Here is a 17847-nt window from a genome sequence, read left to right as displayed (position 1 = left end):
GCCGGCAAAGAGAGTGCTGGACTCAAAGTAAAAAGCCGGGAAATGAATTCCCCGGCTTTTTATTATAATCGAAAGAATTAAGATTCAGTTGTTTCCTCGACGTTATCCTTAATACGGTTAAGAGCCATGGAATAAGCGTCATTTCCGTAATTCAAGCAGCGTTTGACCCTGGAAATCGTAGCCGTGCTTGCACCCGTTTCCGTTTCGATTTTATGATAGGTCTTCCCTTCTTCAAGCATGCGGGCTACTTCAAGACGCTGTGCCAGTGATGAAATTTCATTAACTGTGCATAAATCGTCGAAAAATCGATAGCATTCGTCCAAATCACGCAAGGAAAGGATAGACTTAAACAGCTGATCCGTTTCTTTTCCTCTCAACTTATCAATTTGCATGTTACTCCCCCTCAATTTCATGGGTATCAAAATGAGACGTCTCCTACTAAACCAGGTTCATCCGGAATAATATTGACCCAGGTTTTCCCTGGAATCAACCCTACTTCTTTATCGTTTTTCACTGGTATAATTTGACCATCCTTATTAACCCATTCTACTTCATTCGCTTTTCCTTTTTGAAGTAAATAACCTTTTCCGCCACTTTTCAAGTCGATTTTACGACGCCCTTTATCGTCGATCACTTGATGAGCAGCCTCAATGATCAATATATTATCCAGTAAAATAGGTTTACTCGACTTATGTTCGACTGTTTGCTCTCCATTCGAATAACGTTTATATTTCTCTTCCGTGGCTTCGTATTCATACTGAACATCGTACTCGTCTGATCCGTAGGTAACCTCGGTTTTCAATGCCGGTTCCCCTTGAAGGCCAGCCGCCTCTTCCTTTGTAAGGAAGGCATAAGGCTCCGGTGCACCATTCAACTCATATCCCTTTTCCTTCGCACCTTTTTGGATATCCTCAAAGGTGGTGTAGGAATTATGCGGTGCTTTTCGATCTGCCGAACGTTGAAACAAAGTACCATCATAATATAATCCGTTCAAGTTATCAATATACCCTTTGTCCAGCATGGTTTTTGCCTCGGGGCTATTCCCATGACAGACATAGATGCAATCAAGGCCTTTAGCCAATTCGATATAATAGTCCCTTGCACTCCGAATCGGACCGATTTGGCTTGGCATTTCACTTTGGAAGATAGCTAAAAATCTGGTTATGTCACCTTCTGCAAGCATTTCGTAGACCATATCGGCTTCCGAGAGGCCCGATTGTGGGCGTGCTTCTGGATGATTATTAATCATCACTGCTACAGCCCTTTGCTCACTGCCTGCATCGGTGGCTATACCTGTAAGTGGAAACTCATTGGAAGGTTCATTTTTCACATCTGTATTTTTGATGACAGCTTGGTCTTTCGGCTTACTGTCATCCAATGCAGGATCTTCTTTCGTAGAACAGCCTGCCAGCAGCAAAATAGCAATAACCATGAAAAGAACTCTCTTAAAATTCATCTTTCCACTCCTCTGATTTATTAGCCATTTCTTCTCTTATATTTTAACGCATTATAGTGGGAAAGAGTATAGTTTTATTCATTACATCATATACTCCTCGCTGGGTTAGCCTTATATATGGCAGATGGGTTGTCGAAAAGAATGAAAGGGTGTACACAGGATCGGCGAAGCGATAACCTCTCTCCCGCAGCAAATGTTTCAATTCATTTTCTTCTTCTATCAGTTCAGGAACCTCCTTGGTGGACATGACTCCCTTTAATTTCAAAGGAAGTTCATGGATCACCTTGCCTTGTTCCGTTAAAATGATTCCACCGCCGATTTCCTTCAGCCGGTTAAATGCCAAATGCATATCCTTTTTCCTTTTACCGATCAGTATGATATCACCTGTATCTGTATAGGAGCCAGCAAAGCCACACAATTTGTCCGCAAACCCTTTTAATATCGTATTGATGCGCCATTTCCCTTCCCGATCAATAAGCATGAAAAAGCATTCATCATCCTCAAAGTTCAGTTCTTCATAGCCAACATCATTGGCAAGGGAGTACGGTTTCGTAATTACATTATTGACCAATTCAATCCCAAACGGCATGGAAAATTCAAAATCTTCCTTTAAACTAAGATCCCAATCAAGATCAAGTGGTTTAAAATCGAAATCACTCCATTCGATTTCCTGTTTATCCGGAATGATCTCACCATCCCTTTTAACCCATTTCCCTTTTGCCATTACCGAAACCGGTGCGGGTTCCTTTACATCGGTCAGGAAGTTGATATTCGCTACCCTTCCCGTGGCAATATTGCCATGAAGGTATTCAATGTTATAATATCGTGCAATGTTTATAGTTGCCATATTGTATGCATCTATGACCGGAACGCCATTTTCTATCGCTATTTTGATCAAGCAGTCTATGAAACCACCTTCATAAAAGGATGGCGGCGATCCATCTGTCGTATAAAAGAATTTGTCATAATGATCGATGCCCAGCTCATGGATTTCCTGTATCATCTTAGGTAAATCCGGCCGGATCGAAGAATGTCTTAACGATACATAATAGCCCTGCAGCAAGCGCGACATGACTTCATCACCTGTCATTGCCTCATGATCACAATCGGCGCCGAATAAGGTCATTTTTGCTAAAGTCTTCTCTGAGGCACCTGGAAAGTGTCCTTCTATTTTCTTCCTCATTCGCTTGGCTTCCTGAATCCAGTGCAACATCATGTCATCCCCATCGAGAAGCTTCGGCCACCCAGTCAGCTCCCCGCCCTGTAATACGGCATCATGCTCCAGCCATGATTTAACGGCCCCATGGGAAAAGACCATGTCTTCATCGATCAGTTCCGTTTGTCCGTCAAAACGGCTCCACCAATACATTGTTACAGGAATGTTACGTAATTCTTTCAAAAGAGAAAACGCTTTCTTTTTATCTAACTGCAATAAAAACGGCAGGTTATCATTGATCAATGTCGTTGTGCCGAAATGAGATGCATAACGTGAAAAAGAAAGGGGATTATATAATTGAGAAGGGTGTGAATGCGGCTCAATATAACCCGGGACTAAGTATTGGTTTGTACAGTCGACCATTTCACAGCGGTCTATATTATCAGGAAGCTTATCGCCAACATATACGATGCGGTCATCATATATCCATATGTTCGCTTTTACCCATTTTCGTAAAGCCTGATTTAAATAAGTCGTATTTTTTAGCAGAATGTGTGGTGCCCTATTGCCATCCAGCACATCTATATGTTCTCTTAGATGTTTATTTTTCCATCTATAGCGCTGTTCAAGCATAAACATTCCCCCATAATTTTATAGAAACAGATGTATGAAAAAAACCATTTTCAATCCAATTTTATTTCATAGTAACATACTTGCCTCATTAGAACAGTAATGTTATCCAGAATATTGTTAAATTTTTGTGAAGGGATGGACTTTAAGTGAAGTTTAAACAAAATATCAGTATAATAAATGCATTAATGCGAATTACCTGTGGTTTTACATTGCTAACATGGGCTATGACTAAAATGGTGAAAAAACCATGGAAAAACCAATCTTATATATTCGTGGTCATGCTTTCTGCCATGAAAATAGGCGAAGGCATACTCCGATATTGTCCTGTCGTCGATGCAATGGAAAACGGACAAAACTTAATGACAAATGAACCAAAACAGGGACATGAATCTAATCAATCTGATCACTATTAAGTTTTTTCTAAAGAAGAAGCTGACTCCGCTTAGAGTCAGCTTCTTTATATTATGATGAAAAATTGAATTTTATTGCACGGTAGCCAATATCCGTTCGCCAGAATAAGCCTTCCTTCTCAATATTCCCCAACTCTTTATATACTTCAGCTTGGGCTGAGGCCAAATCTTTCCCTTTTGCAGCAACCAGAAGTACACGTCCGCCATTCGCGATGAAATTCCCCTCACTATTGAGGGCCGTTCCAGCATGATATACATGGGCATTCGGATCGATCTTTTCCAAGCCATTAATGATAGAACCCTTTTTATATTCCCCTGGATATCCATCAGCTGCTACGACCACTCCAAGAACAGCTTCTTCATGCCACTCAAGTTCTAAATCCGCTCCAGAAAGAACCGCTTCAAGCGTATCCCCGAAATCTGTTTTTAGGCGTGGTAAAACAACTTGCGTTTCCGGATCTCCAAAACGAGCATTGAACTCAATGACTTTTGTGCCTTTTTCAGTTGCGATCAACCCGGCATATAATATTCCTGTAAAACTCCGATTCTCCGAAATCATCGCATTTACCGTGGGCTTAAGAATTGTTTCGACTGCAGTCTGAATCATTTCATCGGAAATTTGCGGCACCGGTGAGTATGCACCCATTCCACCTGTGTTCGGACCCTGATCTCCATCAAAAACCCGCTTATGATCTTGAGCAATGACCATCGGATACACTTTTTCCCCATTAACGAATGCCATCAATGAAAATTCTTCTCCATCAAGGAATTCCTCAATAACGACTTTGGCAGATGCTTCACCGAACTTTGCTCCGACTAGCATATCATGGATGGCGTCTAACGCCTCTTCCATCGTCATAGCGACTACGACACCTTTTCCTGCAGCCAAACCATCCGCTTTTATGACGATGGGAGCACCCATTTTTTCGATATATGCTTTTGCTGAATCATAATCAGAAAATGTTTCATATTCTGCTGTCGGAATGCTGTAGTTCTTCATTAAATCTTTAGCAAAGGATTTACTTCCCTCGATGACTGCAGCACGGCCATTAGGGCCAAATACCTGTAATCCCGCCTCCGTGAAATCATCGGCAAGTCCATTCAACAATGGGGTTTCGGGCCCGATCACAGTTAATGAAACTGCATTCTGCTTGGCAAAGGCAACTAAATCACCGTGATTGTTTTCATCAATTGGAACAAGAGTCGCTACATCGGTCATCCCTGGATTTCCCGGTGCTGCAAAAACAGTCCCAACCCGTTTACTTTCAAATAGTTTGCGGGCTATGGCATGCTCCCTGCCGCCCCGGCCAATTACTAGTACATTCATTATCGCACCTCATTTTTGATTAATGTTTAAAGTGACGAATTCCTGTAAACACCATCGTAATCCCATATTCATCAGCTTTCTTGATTGAATCTTCATCTTTGACAGATCCACCAGGCTGAATGATTGCCGTGACGCCCGCTTTCGCTGCCGCTTCTACAGTATCATCCATTGGGAAGAAAGCATCTGATGCCAATGCACTTCCTGTCGCCCTTTCCCCAGCTTGTTCCAGAGCAATTTTTGCAGCTCCCACACGGTTCATTTGACCTGCGCCAACACCTAATGTCATTTGATCGTTACAAACCACTATTGCATTCGACTTGACATGTTTCACGATTTTCCAGCCAAGTTCCATGGCTTTCCACTCTTCAGGGGTAGGCTCACGTTTCGTTGCCACTTTTATTTCTGCATCCTTTAAGCTATGTGCATCCCGATCTTGAATAAGTAATCCGCCTTCAATGGATGTCAATTTACGTTCAGGCTTTTTAACCGCATCGAAATCGATCGTTAATAAACGAAGGTTTTTCTTGCTTGTCAATACTTCCACTGCCTCTTGTGTAAACCCAGGGGCAATGATGATTTCAAGGAAAATTTCATGAAGCTTTTCAGCAGTCGCCTTGTCAACTTCACGGTTCAAAGCGATTATCCCACCGAAAATGGAAGTGGCATCTGCCTCATAAGCCTTTTCATATGCTTCCAAAATGGTCGCACCGACACCGACGCCGCAAGGATTCATATGTTTGACTGCAACTGCAGCCGGCTCATTGAATTCTTTAACGATTTGAAGTGCTGCATCAGCATCATTAATGTTGTTGTATGAAAGTTCTTTTCCATGTAGTTGATTCGCTTCTGCAATTGAGAAAACGGAACCAAGCGGTTTTTTATAAAATGCGGCTTTTTGATGTGGATTTTCCCCATAACGAAGCGACTGTTTCAATTCATAGGTAACAGTCAATGATTCAGGATTTTCTTCATCGGCAAGCTCTGTCATATACTCTGAAATAACGGCGTCATATGCTGCTGTATGGCGGAAAACTTTAGCAGCCAGGCGGCGATTCGTGGTTTTTGAAACCCCGCCGTTTTGTTTTAGCTCAGCCAATACGGTAGGATAATCATTGGAATCAACGATAACAGTCACATATTCGTGGTTTTTAGCAGAAGAACGAAGCATTGTCGGTCCACCGATATCGATGTTTTCAATAGCATCTTCCACAGTGACTTCCGGTTTGGAAATAGTCGCTTGGAATGGATATAGGTTCACACAGACAAGTTGAATGGGTTCAATATTATGCTCTGCAAGTTGTGCTGCGTGATCTTTGTCATCATGTTTTGCCAACACTGCTCCATGGACATTCGGGTGAAGTGTTTTAACACGTCCATCCAATATTTCCGGGAAACCGGTGACGTCACTGATTCCAATTACATCAATACCATTATCCTGCAGCGTTTTTTTGGTACCGCCTGTAGAAATGATTTCAAAACCTGCTTCAATTAAACCTTGAGCAAATTCTACGATACCTGTTTTATCCGATACACTAATTAATGCACGTTTCTTCATGTTATGTTGGTCCCTCCATTAAGTAAGTTTCTTGTGGCATAGCTCCTGCAAAACTGACGGATACAAGTCATGCTCCATTTCCTGAATCCTTTTTTGAAGGATGTCTTTCGTATCCCCCTCAAGAATTGGCACTGCCTTTTGGGCAATGACCGGTCCTGTGTCCATTCCATCATCGACATAATGAACCGTTACCCCCGTTTCCTTCACTCCGGCGTCAAAAGCCTGGCCAATTGCATCCTTGCCTGGAAAACTAGGCAGAAGTGAAGGGTGGATGTTCACAATCCTTTGTGAATACTTTTGTAATAAAGTCGGACCGATCAAACGCATATACCCAGCCAGAATGATAAATTCTATCTCATACTGGCGAAGTTTTTCGAGGATTTCCGATTCATACTCAGTCTTGTTCGAGTAATTCTTCGCTGAAAAGGAGAAAGAATCAATATTCTCAAGCTTAGCTCTCTCAAGCACATATGCGTCTTCACGATCGCAAACGACAAGACAGATTTCCGCCTCTAACTTTCCACTTTTTATTGCTTCAGCAATTGATTGAAAATTACTACCGTTACCTGATGCAAAGACAGCAAGGCGTTTCATTATTTGAACGACACTCCATTTCCGTCCACAACCGTTCCAATAACTGAGGCTTCTTCACCGCAAGAACGTAGATGGGCTAGCACATCTGATGCCACTTCTTTTTTCACGACGGCCGTCATTCCAATTCCCATATTGAAAATATTGAACATTTCCTCTTTTACAAGGTTCCCTTTTTCTTCAAGGAATGAGAATATAGTTGGAATTTCCCAGCTTCCGAGCTCGATTTCAACACCGCATCCTTCAGGAAGTATACGCGGAATATTCTCGATGAATCCCCCACCAGTGATATGCGCAAGACCATTAACCTCAAATTTTTCCAAAGTAGATAAAACGGACTTCACATAGATTTTTGTTGGTTTTAATAATTCCTCTCCCAACTTGCAATCCAGTTCCGGTACGAAGTCATGAAGCCCCAAACCTGAGTCTTCAAGGAGGATTTTACGAACAAGGGAATACCCATTACTATGGATGCCGCTTGAAGCGAGTCCAATGACGACATCACCCGCCGAGATTGCTTCACCAGTAATTAGACGTGATTTTTCAACGGCACCTACAGTAAAACCTGCAACATCGTATTCTTCCGTCTCGTACATGCCAGGCATTTCAGCCGTTTCTCCGCCGATTAAAGCACAGCCCGCCTGCTCACAGCCATCTGCAATTCCTTTGACGATCATTTCAATTCGTTCAGGATCTGCTTTACCGCAGGCAATATAATCTAAAAAGTATAAAGGTGCAGCACCTTGAACGACAACATCATTGACGCACATAGCTACACAATCCACTCCAATTGTATCGTGTTTATCCATCATGAACGCCAACAAAAGTTTTGTACCCACTCCATCCGTACCTGAAATGAGCACAGGTTCTTTTAGGTTCAAGGAAGATAAATCAAACATGCCGCCAAAACCGCCCAGACCATTCATAACTTCTGGACGAAATGTGCGCTTTACATGTTTTTTCATTCGATTTACCGCTTCATAACCAGCCTCAATATCCACACCAGCCTGTTTATATGCATTAGCCATTTGAAATCCTCCTCCGAAAATCAATCATCATTGCCGACTTGATTAACATTTTGTTTTTTCTCGTTCGTATTCAAAAATTTCAGTCGGATAATTTCCGGTGAAACAAGCTAGGCATGAACCGCGCGTTTCTCCAGGAAACGGTCGTCCAATTGCTTCGACCATACCTTCGACACTTAAAAAAGTTAAGGAATCGGCACCGATGATTTCCCTAATTTCCTCCACCGATTTAGAGCTCGCAATCAGTTCTTCCTTTTTAGACGTGTCTATGCCATAAAAACATGGATTCTTGATCGGTGGTGAGCTGATTACTACATGCACTTCTTTCGCTCCAGCATCTTTTAACATGCGGACAATCCTTCTGCTCGTTGTCCCACGGACGATTGAATCATCAACCATTATGACCCGCTTACCTTCCACTACTCCTCTTACAGGTGATAGTTTCATCTTCACGCCTTGTTCGCGCAGACTTTGTGATGGCTGAATGAACGTCCGTCCAACATACCGATTTTTTATTAAACCCATTTCATAAGGAATGCCTGCAGCTTCAGCATAGCCAATCGCTGCCGAAATGCTGGAATCAGGTACACCTGTAACTACATCGGCTTCAATTTTGGTTTCCAGTGCCATTTGCTTGCCAAGGTTTTTTCGTGCCGTATGAACATTGATACCATCAATGTTGCTATCCGGACGGGAAAAATACACGTACTCCATCGTGCACATTGCCTGTTGACTGGAAAGCGAAAAATACTCGGATGTGATTCCCTCATCATTAATGACAACCAGTTCACCCGGCTCAATATCGCGGATGAATTCTGCACCTACAATATCAAGTGCACATGTTTCTGATGCAGCGAAATATGCATCGCCTATTTTTCCCAAGGAAAGTGGACGGAAGCCATGCGGATCTCTTGCCATGATCATTTGGTTTTCAGTCATGATGACAAAGGCATAGGCTCCCTTCAGCATGCTTAAACTGTTCTTCACGGAATCTCTTACATCCGAGTAGCCGGAGCGTTTAATCAGATGTGCCAAAACTTCCGTATCAGATGTCGTTTGAAAAATGCTTCCCTGACCTTCAAGCTGAGCTTTTAACTGATGGGCATTGACGATATTCCCATTATGGGCAAGGGCCAGCCCTCCTGTATGCGAATTGAACAGGAAAGGCTGAACATTTTGATAGCCGCCGCCGCCTGCCGTTGTATAACGGACATGGCCGATTGCCGCTTTTCCGGAACCGGAAAGTGCCTGCATTTTTTCGGCAGTGAATATCTCCGTGACAAGTCCTTCGCCCTTAGAGATGGACATCTGCTCACCATCCGTCACGACGATGCCTGCTCCCTCTTGACCACGATGTTGCAAGCTATGCAAACCGTAGTAAGCAAGCTGTGCAGCATCGGGATGTCCCCAGACTCCTACAACACCACACTCTTCGTTTAGGCTTCTTATTTCAGCAAGCATGGTATGGCTCCCTTCCAAGCTGTTTGTAAATCTTCAACGTCCGCTTCCAATACTTTGCTATCAATGCTTGTCTCCACGACTAATTTATTATCAGCCGTTACTGAACCTATGCATATCGCGTCTTCAACAAGTGCTTCAAATGCCGATTTGTTTTCAGGTTTGATGGACAGTAAGAAACGTGATTGCGTTTCACTGAATAATTCGGATACCAGTTCGCCGGATATATTCACTTTTGCCCCAAGTTTGCTAGCCCCGAATAAAGATTCAGCTAAAGCCACTGCCAAACCGCCTTCCGAAAGGTCATGGGCTGATGCAACAATTCCTTTTTGGATTGCAGTTAGAATTTGCTGTTGACGTTTTTGTTCAATGGCCAAATCAAGTTCTGGAGCGCGTCCAAAGATTTTACCCTCAAGCATTTTCTGTAATTCACTGCCTCCAAATTCAACTTTCGCTTCGCCGACCACATAAATCAAATCGGATTCATTTTTAAATGTTTGTGTAGTGATGTGCTGAAGGTCACTGACAAGACCAACCATCCCAACTACAGGTGTCGGATAAATCGCTTCACCATTCGTTTCATTGTAAAGGGAGACATTTCCGCCAATTACAGGAGTACTTAAGCTTCTGCAAGCTTCACTCATACCGTCTGCCGCTTTTTCCAACTGCCAAAATATTTCAGGTTTTTCTGGATTCCCAAAATTCAAGCAATCCGTGATCGCCAAAGGCTCCGCACCCGAGCAAATGATGTTACGGGCAGCTTCAGCCACTGCGATTTTGCCACCTGTTTCAGGATCTAGATAAATAAAGCGGGAGTTGCAATCCGTCGTCATGGCAAGAGCCTTATTCGTACCCCGTACACGCACTACCGCCGCATCCGATCCAGGTGAGACGACTGTATTCGTGCGGACCATGTAATCATATTGGTCGTAGACCCATTCCTTACTCGAAATTGTCGGTTGTTTCAAAAGTGATACCAATGTATCTTTATAATCTCCAATGACAGGCACTTCTGCCGTCATGCTTTGGAAGTCACGGAAATATTGCGGTTCTGCAGATGGCTTGTGATAAATTGGAGCTTCTTCAGCCAATGCATCAACCGGAACCTCAGCAACGATTTCACCTTGATGGGAAAGTGTTAGATTTTTGTCATCCGTTACTTCTCCAACAGCAACCGCTTCTAAGTCATATTTCGTAAACAAATCGACGATTTCCTGTTCGCGTCCTTTAGTTACAACGATCAGCATCCGCTCTTGTGATTCAGAAAGCATCATTTCATATGCTGTCATTCCCGTTTCACGCTGCGGTACCAAATCAAGATTCATTTTTATTCCTGATCCAGCTTTACTCGCCATCTCAGCAGATGAGCTTGTAAGACCCGCTGCTCCCATATCCTGAATACCAACAAGGGCATCATTTTGAATCAATTCAAGGCAGGCTTCCAAAAGCAGTTTCTCCATGAATGGATCGCCTACTTGTACGGCAGGCCGTTTTTCTTCTGAAGACTCTGATAGCTCTTCAGATGCAAATGTTGCTCCATGGATTCCATCACGTCCAGTTTTGGCACCCACATACATCACTGTGTTGCCCACTCCATGCGCTTGGCCTTTTTTAATGTCCTTATGATCGATCAAACCTACACACATGGCATTGACTAGAGGATTCCCTTCATACGATGGATCAAATTGAATTTCTCCGCCGACAGTTGGAATTCCGATACAATTTCCGTATCCTGCAATCCCGGCAACTACTTCTTTAAATAAATATTTCACTCGATCATTGTCTAACTCACCAAAGCGAAGCGAGTTCAACATCGCAATCGGACGGGCACCCATGGAGAAAACATCACGGATAATACCACCGACACCAGTAGCAGCACCTTGATAAGGTTCTATTGCTGAAGGGTGGTTATGACTTTCAATTTTAAAAACGACAGCCTGATCATCACCGATATCAACGATACCTGCTCCTTCACCAGGACCTTGCAGCACTTTCTCCCCTGTAATCGGGAACTTCCTTAAGATGGGTTTCGAATTTTTGTAGGAACAATGCTCTGACCACATAACCGAAAACAATCCAGTTTCCGTATAATTCGGCAGTCTGCCTAAGATTTTCTCCACCATTGCAAATTCATCATCGGATAGTCCCATAGTTGCGTACAAACGATCCGATTTAATTTTTTCCGGACTTGGTTCAAGCTGTAATAACATGTGATTCCCTCCAGTTTTTTACGATGGATTGAAAAATCTTTAAGCCGTCTTTACTGCCAAGCAGCGAATCAACAGCACGTTCGGGATGAGGCATCATTCCGAGGACATTTCCTTGTTCATTTGTAATTCCCGCTATCTGTTCCAAGCTTCCGTTTGGATTTTCACCGTCATACGTGAACAAGATGCGGTTATTTCGTTTTAATTCAGCCAATGTCTCATTATCGCAGTAGTAATTCCCTTCACCATGGGCAACCGGGATCGTAATCGTTTCATTTAATTCATATCCTGTCGTGAACATCGATTGATTATTTTCAACCTTCAATCCTACATTGCGGCAAATGAATTTCAAGCCTTCATTACGGCGCATCGCTCCAGGTAAAAGTCCTGCTTCAAGTAAAATCTGAAAACCATTGCAGACACCCAAGACAGGCTTTCCAGCTTGTGCCGCTTTTACGACTTCGGCCATTACATTCGAAAATCGTGCAATTGCTCCAGAGCGTAAATAGTCTCCATAAGAGAAACCTCCTGGAAGGAGAATCCCATCATACTGATCTAGATTGTCTGTAGAGTGCCAAACATACTCCACTTCTTCCCCCAGTGCATCCTTTATCGCATGGTACATATCGACATCACAATTGGAACCAGGGAAAACTATGACAGCAAATTTCATTGGGTGATAACCTCCTCAACATCATAACGGTAAGCTTCAATTACCGTATTGGCCAATAGTTTTTCACACATTTCCTTCACAAGTTGATCTAAATCACGATCCGTATCTTTAATTGTAAGTTCAATGTATTTCCCCACTCGAACATCACTGACTTCGTTATATGTCAAGCTATGAAGTGATTGTTGCACTGCTGCTCCCTGTGGATCTAGTACACTTTCGCGTAGTGTGATATATACCTTAACCTTATACATGTTGAGTGCCCTCCAACTTTGCTAGTATTTTTTCGTAAGCATCCGTTAAACTTCCTAAATTACGGCGGAATACATCTTTGTCTAACTTTTCGTTCGTGTTAATATCCCATAATCGGCAGGTATCAGGTGAAATTTCATCTGCCAGCAAAATGTCTCCATTCGGGGTTTTGCCGAACTCTAATTTAAAATCAATCAATTTAATGTCCAATTCTTTAAAGAAGGAAGTTAAGACGATACTGATCTCTTGTGCCTTTTCTTTTAAAATGGCTACATCTTCCTTGCTTGCAAGTTCCAATTCTTCAATATGGTCTTCCGTTAACAGAGGATCGCCGAGCTCGTCGTCTTTATAGTAAAACTCTATCAGCGTCTTCTTGAGCGGCTGGCCTTCTTCAATGCCAGTCCTTTTAGAAAAACTGCCGGCTGCCGTATTTCTGACAACTACTTCAAGCGGAATGATGGATACCCTCTTGACTAGCTGCTCCCTGTCGGAAAGCTTTTCAATAAAATGGGACGGGATATTTTCTTGGGCAAGCTTTGAAAAAAGTAAGCTAGTAATTTGATTATTCAACTTACCTTTTCCGGCAATCTCTGATTTCTTCTCACCATTGAACGCTGTTGCCGAATCCTTGTATTCCACCCATACTATTTCACTGTTGTCCGTTGCAAAAATCTGTTTCGCTTTTCCTTCATACAACAATTCTCGTTTTTCCATCTGTCCAGACCCCCACATTGTGAATATTATGAATCTTCCTGCCATTGATCAGGCTTGGCAAACATATCACCGTTTAGAGGTGCCATGTTTGCCGCCTTCACTTTTATAAACCTAAACGATCAAAGATTACATCAACATTTTTCAGGTGATGTGTAGGATCGAAACAATCATCAAGTTCTTCTTTCGTAAGCAAGCTTGTGATTTTATCATCCTTTTCGATCAGGCTTCGGAATGGAACCTGAAGCTCCCATGCTTCCATCGCTTTCGGCTGAACCGTATCATAAGCTTCTTCACGGACAAGCCCTTTATCGATAAGGGAAAGCAGTACACGTTGTGAGAAAATCAATCCAAGCGTACGGTCCATATTGCGTTTCATATTTTCTGGATAAACGGTCAAGTTCTTCACTATGTTGCTGAAACGGTTCAGCATGTAGTTTAATGCGATCGTTGCATCCGGCAAGATGATGCGCTCAGCAGAAGAATGTGAAATGTCACGTTCATGCCATAATGGCACATTCTCATATGCTGTCATCATGTAACCGCGGATTACACGAGCCATACCCGTCATATTTTCAGAACCGATTGGATTCCGTTTATGAGGCATTGCCGAAGATCCTTTTTGTCCTTTTGCAAAGAATTCTTCCACTTCGCGTGTTTCACTTTTTTGCAAGCCGCGAATTTCCACTGCGAACTTTTCAATTGATGTCGCTATTAAAGCCAATGTGCTCATATAATGTGCGTGGCGATCGCGCTGCAATGTTTGTGTTGAAATTGGCGCTGCTTCAAGGCCAAGTTTTTCACAAACGAATTTTTCAACGAACGGGTCGATGTTTGCGTATGTTCCGACAGCTCCAGAGATTTTCCCAACCTCTATGTTCTTTCTAGCTTCTTCAAAACGTTCGACATTGCGTTTCATTTCTTGATACCAAAGAGCCAGTTTCAACCCAAAAGTGGTCGGCTCAGCATGAACTCCATGTGTACGCCCCATTTGAACCGTGTATTTATGTTCTTTCGCTTTATTTTTCAGGATCTCCACGAAGTTATTTAAATCCTTGGCAAGGATTTCATTCGCTTGCTTTATCACATATGAAAGAGCTGTATCCACTACATCAGTGGAAGTCAGTCCGTAATGGACCCATTTCCGTTCTTCGCCCAACGTTTCAGAAACCGCACGTGTAAAAGCAACAACATCGTGGCGTGTATCTTTTTCGATTTCATTGATACGGTCCACATCGAATGTTGCCTTTTCACGAAGAAGCTTCACATCTTCTTTTGGAATGACACCTAATTCAGACCATGCTTCACAAGCTAAGATTTCAACTTCCAACCACGCATTAAAGCGGTTCTTTTCTGTCCAAATGTTTCCCATCTCTGGGCGGGTATAACGTTCAATCATTTTACTTCCTCCGTTTCAACCTGTTGATTCCAAATTTTGCTTCGATCACTTTCCAAAAGAGCTTCCTCAATCGTTGGACGTAAAATATTCACATGACCCATTTTCCGCTTAATCTTGGCTTCTTTCTTACCGTAAAGGTGAACCTTCCAATCTGAAAGCGTAGGAATTTCATCCATTAAGGGCCCGATATGCTCTCCAAGGATGTTTATCATTACCACAGGCTTCAATAATGCCGTATTTCCAAGCGGCCAATTGCAGACAGCCCTTATATGCTGTTCGAACTGTGAAGTCTCACATGCCTCCATTGTATAATGCCCTGAGTTATGAGGTCTTGGCGCTAATTCATTAATGATGATCTCATCCTGAGCGGTTAAAAACATCTCGACTGCCAATGTCCCCACCAAATCAAGTTTCTCTGCAAGCTGCAAAGCTTCGTTAATAGCTTTCCGTTCAGCTTGTTGACTAATACGGGCGGGAACAATACTTTTATGAAGAATGTTTTCAATATGAATGTTTTCCGCAATCGGAAAATGACTTGCCTCACCATTCGCCTTGCGCGTCACGATAATGGAGATTTCTTTTACGAAAGGAATCCAGGCTTCCAGCACACATTTACCTGTTTTGAGCAGGGATTCAGCCTTTTTGATATCGGCTTCTTCCTTAATGACCAACTGCCCTTTTCCATCATAACCGCCCCGCGTCGTTTTTAACACACTAGGGTACCCTAAATTCTCTATATGAAGGTAAATTTCTGAAATATCCTGTATTTCCCGATATGGAGCAACGGAAGCTCCTGCATCGGATATGGCTTTTTTCTCCGTCAATCGATCCTGTGTCAGCTTTAATAATTCTGAGCCCTGCGGAAGAACTGCATGTTGCTTTAACCAATCCAGGGCTTCTGAACTGATATTCTCAAACTCATACGTTATGACGTCACTGACCTCAGCTAATCTTTTCAATGCTTCGATATCATCATAAGCACCAGTGATTTCAATATCCGCCACTTGAGCACATGGACCTTCTGCAGTCGGCTCAAGGACCGCTATCTTAAAGCCCGATGCCTTAGCCGATAAGGCCATCATCCTGCCCAATTGCCCGCCGCCGATTATTCCAATGGTCTGTCCCGGTAAAATGACTGTATTATTTAAGTTGTTCACTGCTCTGTAACACCTTTTCTCTGGTTTCGTTTCGTAAAGCCTCTAACCTATCAGCAATGTCAGAATCAAAAGCTGCTAATATTTGAGCCGCAAACAAACCGGCATTGACTGCGCCCGCTTTTCCGATCGCAACCGTTGCAACCGGTACGCCACCAGGCATTTGAACAATCGATAATAACGAATCCATCCCATTTAATGCCTTCGACTGTATTGGCACGCCTATCACAGGGACAATCGTTTTAGCGGCGGTCATACCTGGAAGATGTGCAGCCCCGCCTGCTCCGGCAATAATCACTTTAATATCTCTGTCTTTTGCACTCTCTGCATATTCAAATAGTAAATCCGGCGTCCGATGGGCGGAAACGACTCTTTTTTCATAGGGAATCTCAAGCTGTTCCAATGATTCACAAGCGTATTTCATCGTTTCCCAATCCGAGACACTTCCCATAATAACCCCAACTTGCGGTTTCATATCATCTTTCCCTCCAACACTCATATTATGGCGTCCCGAGTATGTAGACGGACGCTTATCATTATCTATAACATGTAAATAAAAAAACCGGACAGGTTGCTTCCTCATCGAGAAAGCAACCTGTCCGGAAAAGAAAGCCTTTTTGAAAAAGTGCAAAAAGACTTGGCTAGTTTCCGAAATAGTCAGATGCTTTTCTCATAGTCCGATGATTTACGGTCATCAGGTAGAAACTTTTGGGCCATATCCCCATGATTATATGAGATGTATTAATGTAACTTCATCTTACCTTCCGGCCATTTTAATGTCAAGTTAAAATCGAATATTTTTACATGATATTAATTAATCGTTCGTGTTTTACTCAATTAATTTTGCTTCGAATACAATTTTTCGATCAGCTGGCACATATTGGACTTTGCCATTCTCAATTCTCTCGGCAAAGATAGGCTCCTCCGTCCGCCTTACAGGAAAGTATCCTGCCGCTTTAATTCGATCTAAACACGCATCGATCGTCTCGCCCTCGATGACCTCAAACTTTTCCTTACTCTTTTTACTCACAATACCGATCCCTTCCATCATCTATTTTGCCTGTCTTCGTCCTTAGCATTCATCAACAATAAATTCTTCCTAGTATAATGAAAAGAACAAGTAAAGACAAGAATACATTTCAATAAAACCGATTTCATCATAATAGAAATTCCATAATGCCTCAGATAATGATATCCCTGTCTTCAGTTAAAGCCCTACGCTCATAAATTATGCATCCCCTTCACTACCCTACCCTTCTCCCCTTCTGAATTACTATAGCCTGATTCATGAAATTAACCATTGCTCCATGATCGGTACATATCCGTATCTTGCTCTCATGAATTATTTCAATTCAAGTTTTAACGATAGGTCGAATTAAATAGGCTAAAGGTCGATTTTTCCAATTTTGGTCGGAATTAATAGTCTCCTGGTTTAACTATTTCGTTTAAGGTCGACTAGATTAGTCTATAGGCCGAACAAGATGTTAATCTACCTCACTTCTCCCTGAAAGATGAAAATATATCAATACAAAAAAAAGACCAGCCAGGATGGCTGATCTTTTTAAATGGCTTGGCGGCGTCCTACTCTCACAGGGGGAGACCCCCAACTACCATCGGCGCTGAAGAGCTTAACTGCCGTGTTCGGAATGGGAACGGGTGTGACCTCTTCGCTATCGCCACCAAACATGTAAGGAACGTTGTTCCTTCAAAACTAGATAATAAGAAGGTATTTCATTTTTTAAAGCGTAGGTTAAGTCCTCGATCTATTAGTATCAGTCAGCTCCACATGTCACCATGCTTCCACCTCTGACCTATCAACCTGATCATCTTTCAGGGATCTTAC

General features: G+C 42.6%; 17 protein-coding genes, 2 rRNA genes and 1 riboswitch. Of the genes, 1 reads left to right on the top strand and 18 read right to left on the bottom strand.

What is annotated here, in order from left to right; genetic code table 11:
- Positions 1–77: 77 nt before the first annotated feature.
- From BW986_RS27265 to BW986_RS27255, 3 genes are read right to left on the bottom strand one after another with little or no spacing between them, the layout of a single operon-like run.
- Positions 78–392 carry a YerC/YecD family TrpR-related protein gene (locus tag BW986_RS27265; protein ID WP_034306094.1) on the bottom strand — a complete coding sequence of 105 codons (315 nt, stop codon included), beginning with the start codon at positions 390–392 and terminating at the stop codon, positions 78–80.
- A gap of 26 nt (positions 393–418) precedes the next feature.
- Positions 419–1456, bottom strand: coding sequence for a DUF3048 domain-containing protein (locus tag BW986_RS27260; RefSeq protein ID WP_076372708.1), 1038 nt, complete (start codon positions 1454–1456; stop codon positions 419–421).
- A gap of 43 nt (positions 1457–1499) precedes the next feature.
- Positions 1500–3245 carry an adenine deaminase C-terminal domain-containing protein gene (locus tag BW986_RS27255; protein WP_076372706.1) on the bottom strand — a complete coding sequence of 582 codons (1746 nt, stop codon included), beginning with the start codon at positions 3243–3245 and terminating at the stop codon, positions 1500–1502.
- 146 nt (positions 3246–3391) lie between these two features.
- Between BW986_RS27255 and BW986_RS27250 the strand changes: the two genes are divergently transcribed.
- Entirely contained in the window at positions 3392–3658 is a 267-nt protein-coding gene (locus BW986_RS27250; protein ID WP_076372704.1) for a YgaP-like transmembrane domain, read from the top strand.
- A gap of 49 nt (positions 3659–3707) precedes the next feature.
- Here BW986_RS27250 and purD read toward each other — a convergent pair whose 3' ends face one another.
- From purD to BW986_RS27175, 15 genes are all read right to left on the bottom strand, one after another.
- Positions 3708–4982, bottom strand: coding sequence for a phosphoribosylamine--glycine ligase (gene purD / locus BW986_RS27245; protein ID WP_076372702.1), 1275 nt, complete (start codon positions 4980–4982; stop codon positions 3708–3710).
- A gap of 19 nt (positions 4983–5001) precedes the next feature.
- Complete coding sequence (purH, locus tag BW986_RS27240) at positions 5002–6537, bottom strand: bifunctional phosphoribosylaminoimidazolecarboxamide formyltransferase/IMP cyclohydrolase (RefSeq protein WP_076372700.1); 1536 nt, start codon at positions 6535–6537, stop codon at positions 5002–5004.
- Positions 6538–6555: 18 nt separating this feature from the next.
- Entirely contained in the window at positions 6556–7131 is a 576-nt protein-coding gene (purN, locus tag BW986_RS27235) for a phosphoribosylglycinamide formyltransferase (RefSeq protein ID WP_063595368.1), read from the bottom strand.
- Entirely contained in the window at positions 7131–8156 is a 1026-nt protein-coding gene (gene purM, locus BW986_RS27230) for a phosphoribosylformylglycinamidine cyclo-ligase (RefSeq protein ID WP_076372698.1), read from the bottom strand. Before purM ends, purN begins: the two co-directional genes overlap by 1 nt.
- 42 nt (positions 8157–8198) lie before the next feature.
- Positions 8199–9614, bottom strand: coding sequence for an amidophosphoribosyltransferase (gene purF, locus BW986_RS27225; protein WP_076372696.1), 1416 nt, complete (start codon positions 9612–9614; stop codon positions 8199–8201).
- Positions 9599–11821: a phosphoribosylformylglycinamidine synthase subunit PurL gene (gene purL / locus BW986_RS27220; RefSeq protein WP_076372694.1), complete on the bottom strand. Its 2223-nt coding sequence runs from the start codon at positions 11819–11821 to the stop codon at positions 9599–9601. Before purL ends, purF begins: the two co-directional genes overlap by 16 nt.
- A complete protein-coding gene (purQ, locus tag BW986_RS27215) occupies positions 11805–12491 on the bottom strand; it encodes a phosphoribosylformylglycinamidine synthase subunit PurQ (RefSeq protein WP_034306116.1) in 687 nt (228 codons plus the stop codon). Before purQ ends, purL begins: the two co-directional genes overlap by 17 nt.
- Positions 12488–12742, bottom strand: coding sequence for a phosphoribosylformylglycinamidine synthase subunit PurS (gene purS / locus BW986_RS27210; RefSeq protein WP_034306118.1), 255 nt, complete (start codon positions 12740–12742; stop codon positions 12488–12490). Before purS ends, purQ begins: the two co-directional genes overlap by 4 nt.
- Positions 12735–13454, bottom strand: coding sequence for a phosphoribosylaminoimidazolesuccinocarboxamide synthase (gene purC / locus BW986_RS27205; RefSeq protein WP_063235720.1), 720 nt, complete (start codon positions 13452–13454; stop codon positions 12735–12737). Before purC ends, purS begins: the two co-directional genes overlap by 8 nt.
- Positions 13455–13557: 103 nt before the next feature.
- The gene (gene purB / locus BW986_RS27200; RefSeq protein ID WP_076372692.1) at positions 13558–14850 is read right to left on the bottom strand and encodes an adenylosuccinate lyase; all 1293 of its coding nucleotides are present in this window, start codon (positions 14848–14850) and stop codon (positions 13558–13560) included.
- The gene (purK, locus tag BW986_RS27195; protein ID WP_076372690.1) at positions 14847–16007 is read right to left on the bottom strand and encodes a 5-(carboxyamino)imidazole ribonucleotide synthase; all 1161 of its coding nucleotides are present in this window, start codon (positions 16005–16007) and stop codon (positions 14847–14849) included. The genes purB and purK overlap by 4 nt, the downstream gene beginning before the upstream one ends.
- The gene (gene purE / locus BW986_RS27190; protein ID WP_076372819.1) at positions 15991–16479 is read right to left on the bottom strand and encodes a 5-(carboxyamino)imidazole ribonucleotide mutase; all 489 of its coding nucleotides are present in this window, start codon (positions 16477–16479) and stop codon (positions 15991–15993) included. Before purE ends, purK begins: the two co-directional genes overlap by 17 nt.
- 178 nt (positions 16480–16657) lie before the next feature.
- Positions 16658–16759: riboswitch (purine riboswitch) on the bottom strand.
- A gap of 74 nt (positions 16760–16833) precedes the next feature.
- Positions 16834–17034: an NETI motif-containing protein gene (locus tag BW986_RS27185; RefSeq protein WP_076372817.1), complete on the bottom strand. Its 201-nt coding sequence runs from the start codon at positions 17032–17034 to the stop codon at positions 16834–16836.
- A 538-nt stretch (positions 17035–17572) separates the two neighbouring features.
- Positions 17573–17688: ribosomal RNA gene (rrf, locus tag BW986_RS27180) — 5S ribosomal RNA — on the bottom strand.
- 62 nt (positions 17689–17750) lie between these two features.
- A 23S ribosomal RNA gene (locus BW986_RS27175) occupies positions 17751–17847 on the bottom strand; the annotation flags it as partial.

This window comes from Peribacillus simplex, assembly GCF_900156045.1.
GTDB classification, from domain to species: domain Bacteria; phylum Bacillota; class Bacilli; order Bacillales; family DSM-1321; genus Peribacillus; species Peribacillus simplex_D.
The sequence above is the reverse complement of the archived record's forward strand: the minus strand, read 5'-3'. Positions and strand labels throughout refer to the sequence as shown.

What these genes read in the sequence shown, in the direction of transcription:
- purQ (WP_034306116.1), bottom strand. Translation starts at nt 12,491, where the DNA reads ATGAAATTTGCTGTCATAGTTTTCCCTGGTTCCAATTGTGATGTCGAT.
- purN (WP_063595368.1), bottom strand. Translation starts at nt 7,131, where the DNA reads ATGAAACGCCTTGCTGTCTTTGCATCAGGTAACGGTAGTAATTTTCAA.
- purB (WP_076372692.1), bottom strand. Translation starts at nt 14,850, where the DNA reads ATGATTGAACGTTATACCCGCCCAGAGATGGGAAACATTTGGACAGAA.
- purL (WP_076372694.1), bottom strand. Translation starts at nt 11,821, where the DNA reads ATGTTATTACAGCTTGAACCAAGTCCGGAAAAAATTAAATCGGATCGT.
- purH (WP_076372700.1), bottom strand. Translation starts at nt 6,537, where the DNA reads ATGAAGAAACGTGCATTAATTAGTGTATCGGATAAAACAGGTATCGTA.
- purC (WP_063235720.1), bottom strand. Translation starts at nt 13,454, where the DNA reads ATGGAAAAACGAGAATTGTTGTATGAAGGAAAAGCGAAACAGATTTTT.
- purF (WP_076372696.1), bottom strand. Translation starts at nt 9,614, where the DNA reads ATGCTTGCTGAAATAAGAAGCCTAAACGAAGAGTGTGGTGTTGTAGGA.
- BW986_RS27255 (WP_076372706.1), bottom strand. Translation starts at nt 3,245, where the DNA reads ATGCTTGAACAGCGCTATAGATGGAAAAATAAACATCTAAGAGAACAT.
- BW986_RS27265 (WP_034306094.1), bottom strand. Translation starts at nt 392, where the DNA reads ATGCAAATTGATAAGTTGAGAGGAAAAGAAACGGATCAGCTGTTTAAG.
- purE (WP_076372819.1), bottom strand. Translation starts at nt 16,479, where the DNA reads ATGAAACCGCAAGTTGGGGTTATTATGGGAAGTGTCTCGGATTGGGAA.
- purD (WP_076372702.1), bottom strand. Translation starts at nt 4,982, where the DNA reads ATGAATGTACTAGTAATTGGCCGGGGCGGCAGGGAGCATGCCATAGCC.
- purM (WP_076372698.1), bottom strand. Translation starts at nt 8,156, where the DNA reads ATGGCTAATGCATATAAACAGGCTGGTGTGGATATTGAGGCTGGTTAT.
- BW986_RS27260 (WP_076372708.1), bottom strand. Translation starts at nt 1,456, where the DNA reads ATGAATTTTAAGAGAGTTCTTTTCATGGTTATTGCTATTTTGCTGCTG.
- purS (WP_034306118.1), bottom strand. Translation starts at nt 12,742, where the DNA reads ATGTATAAGGTTAAGGTATATATCACACTACGCGAAAGTGTACTAGAT.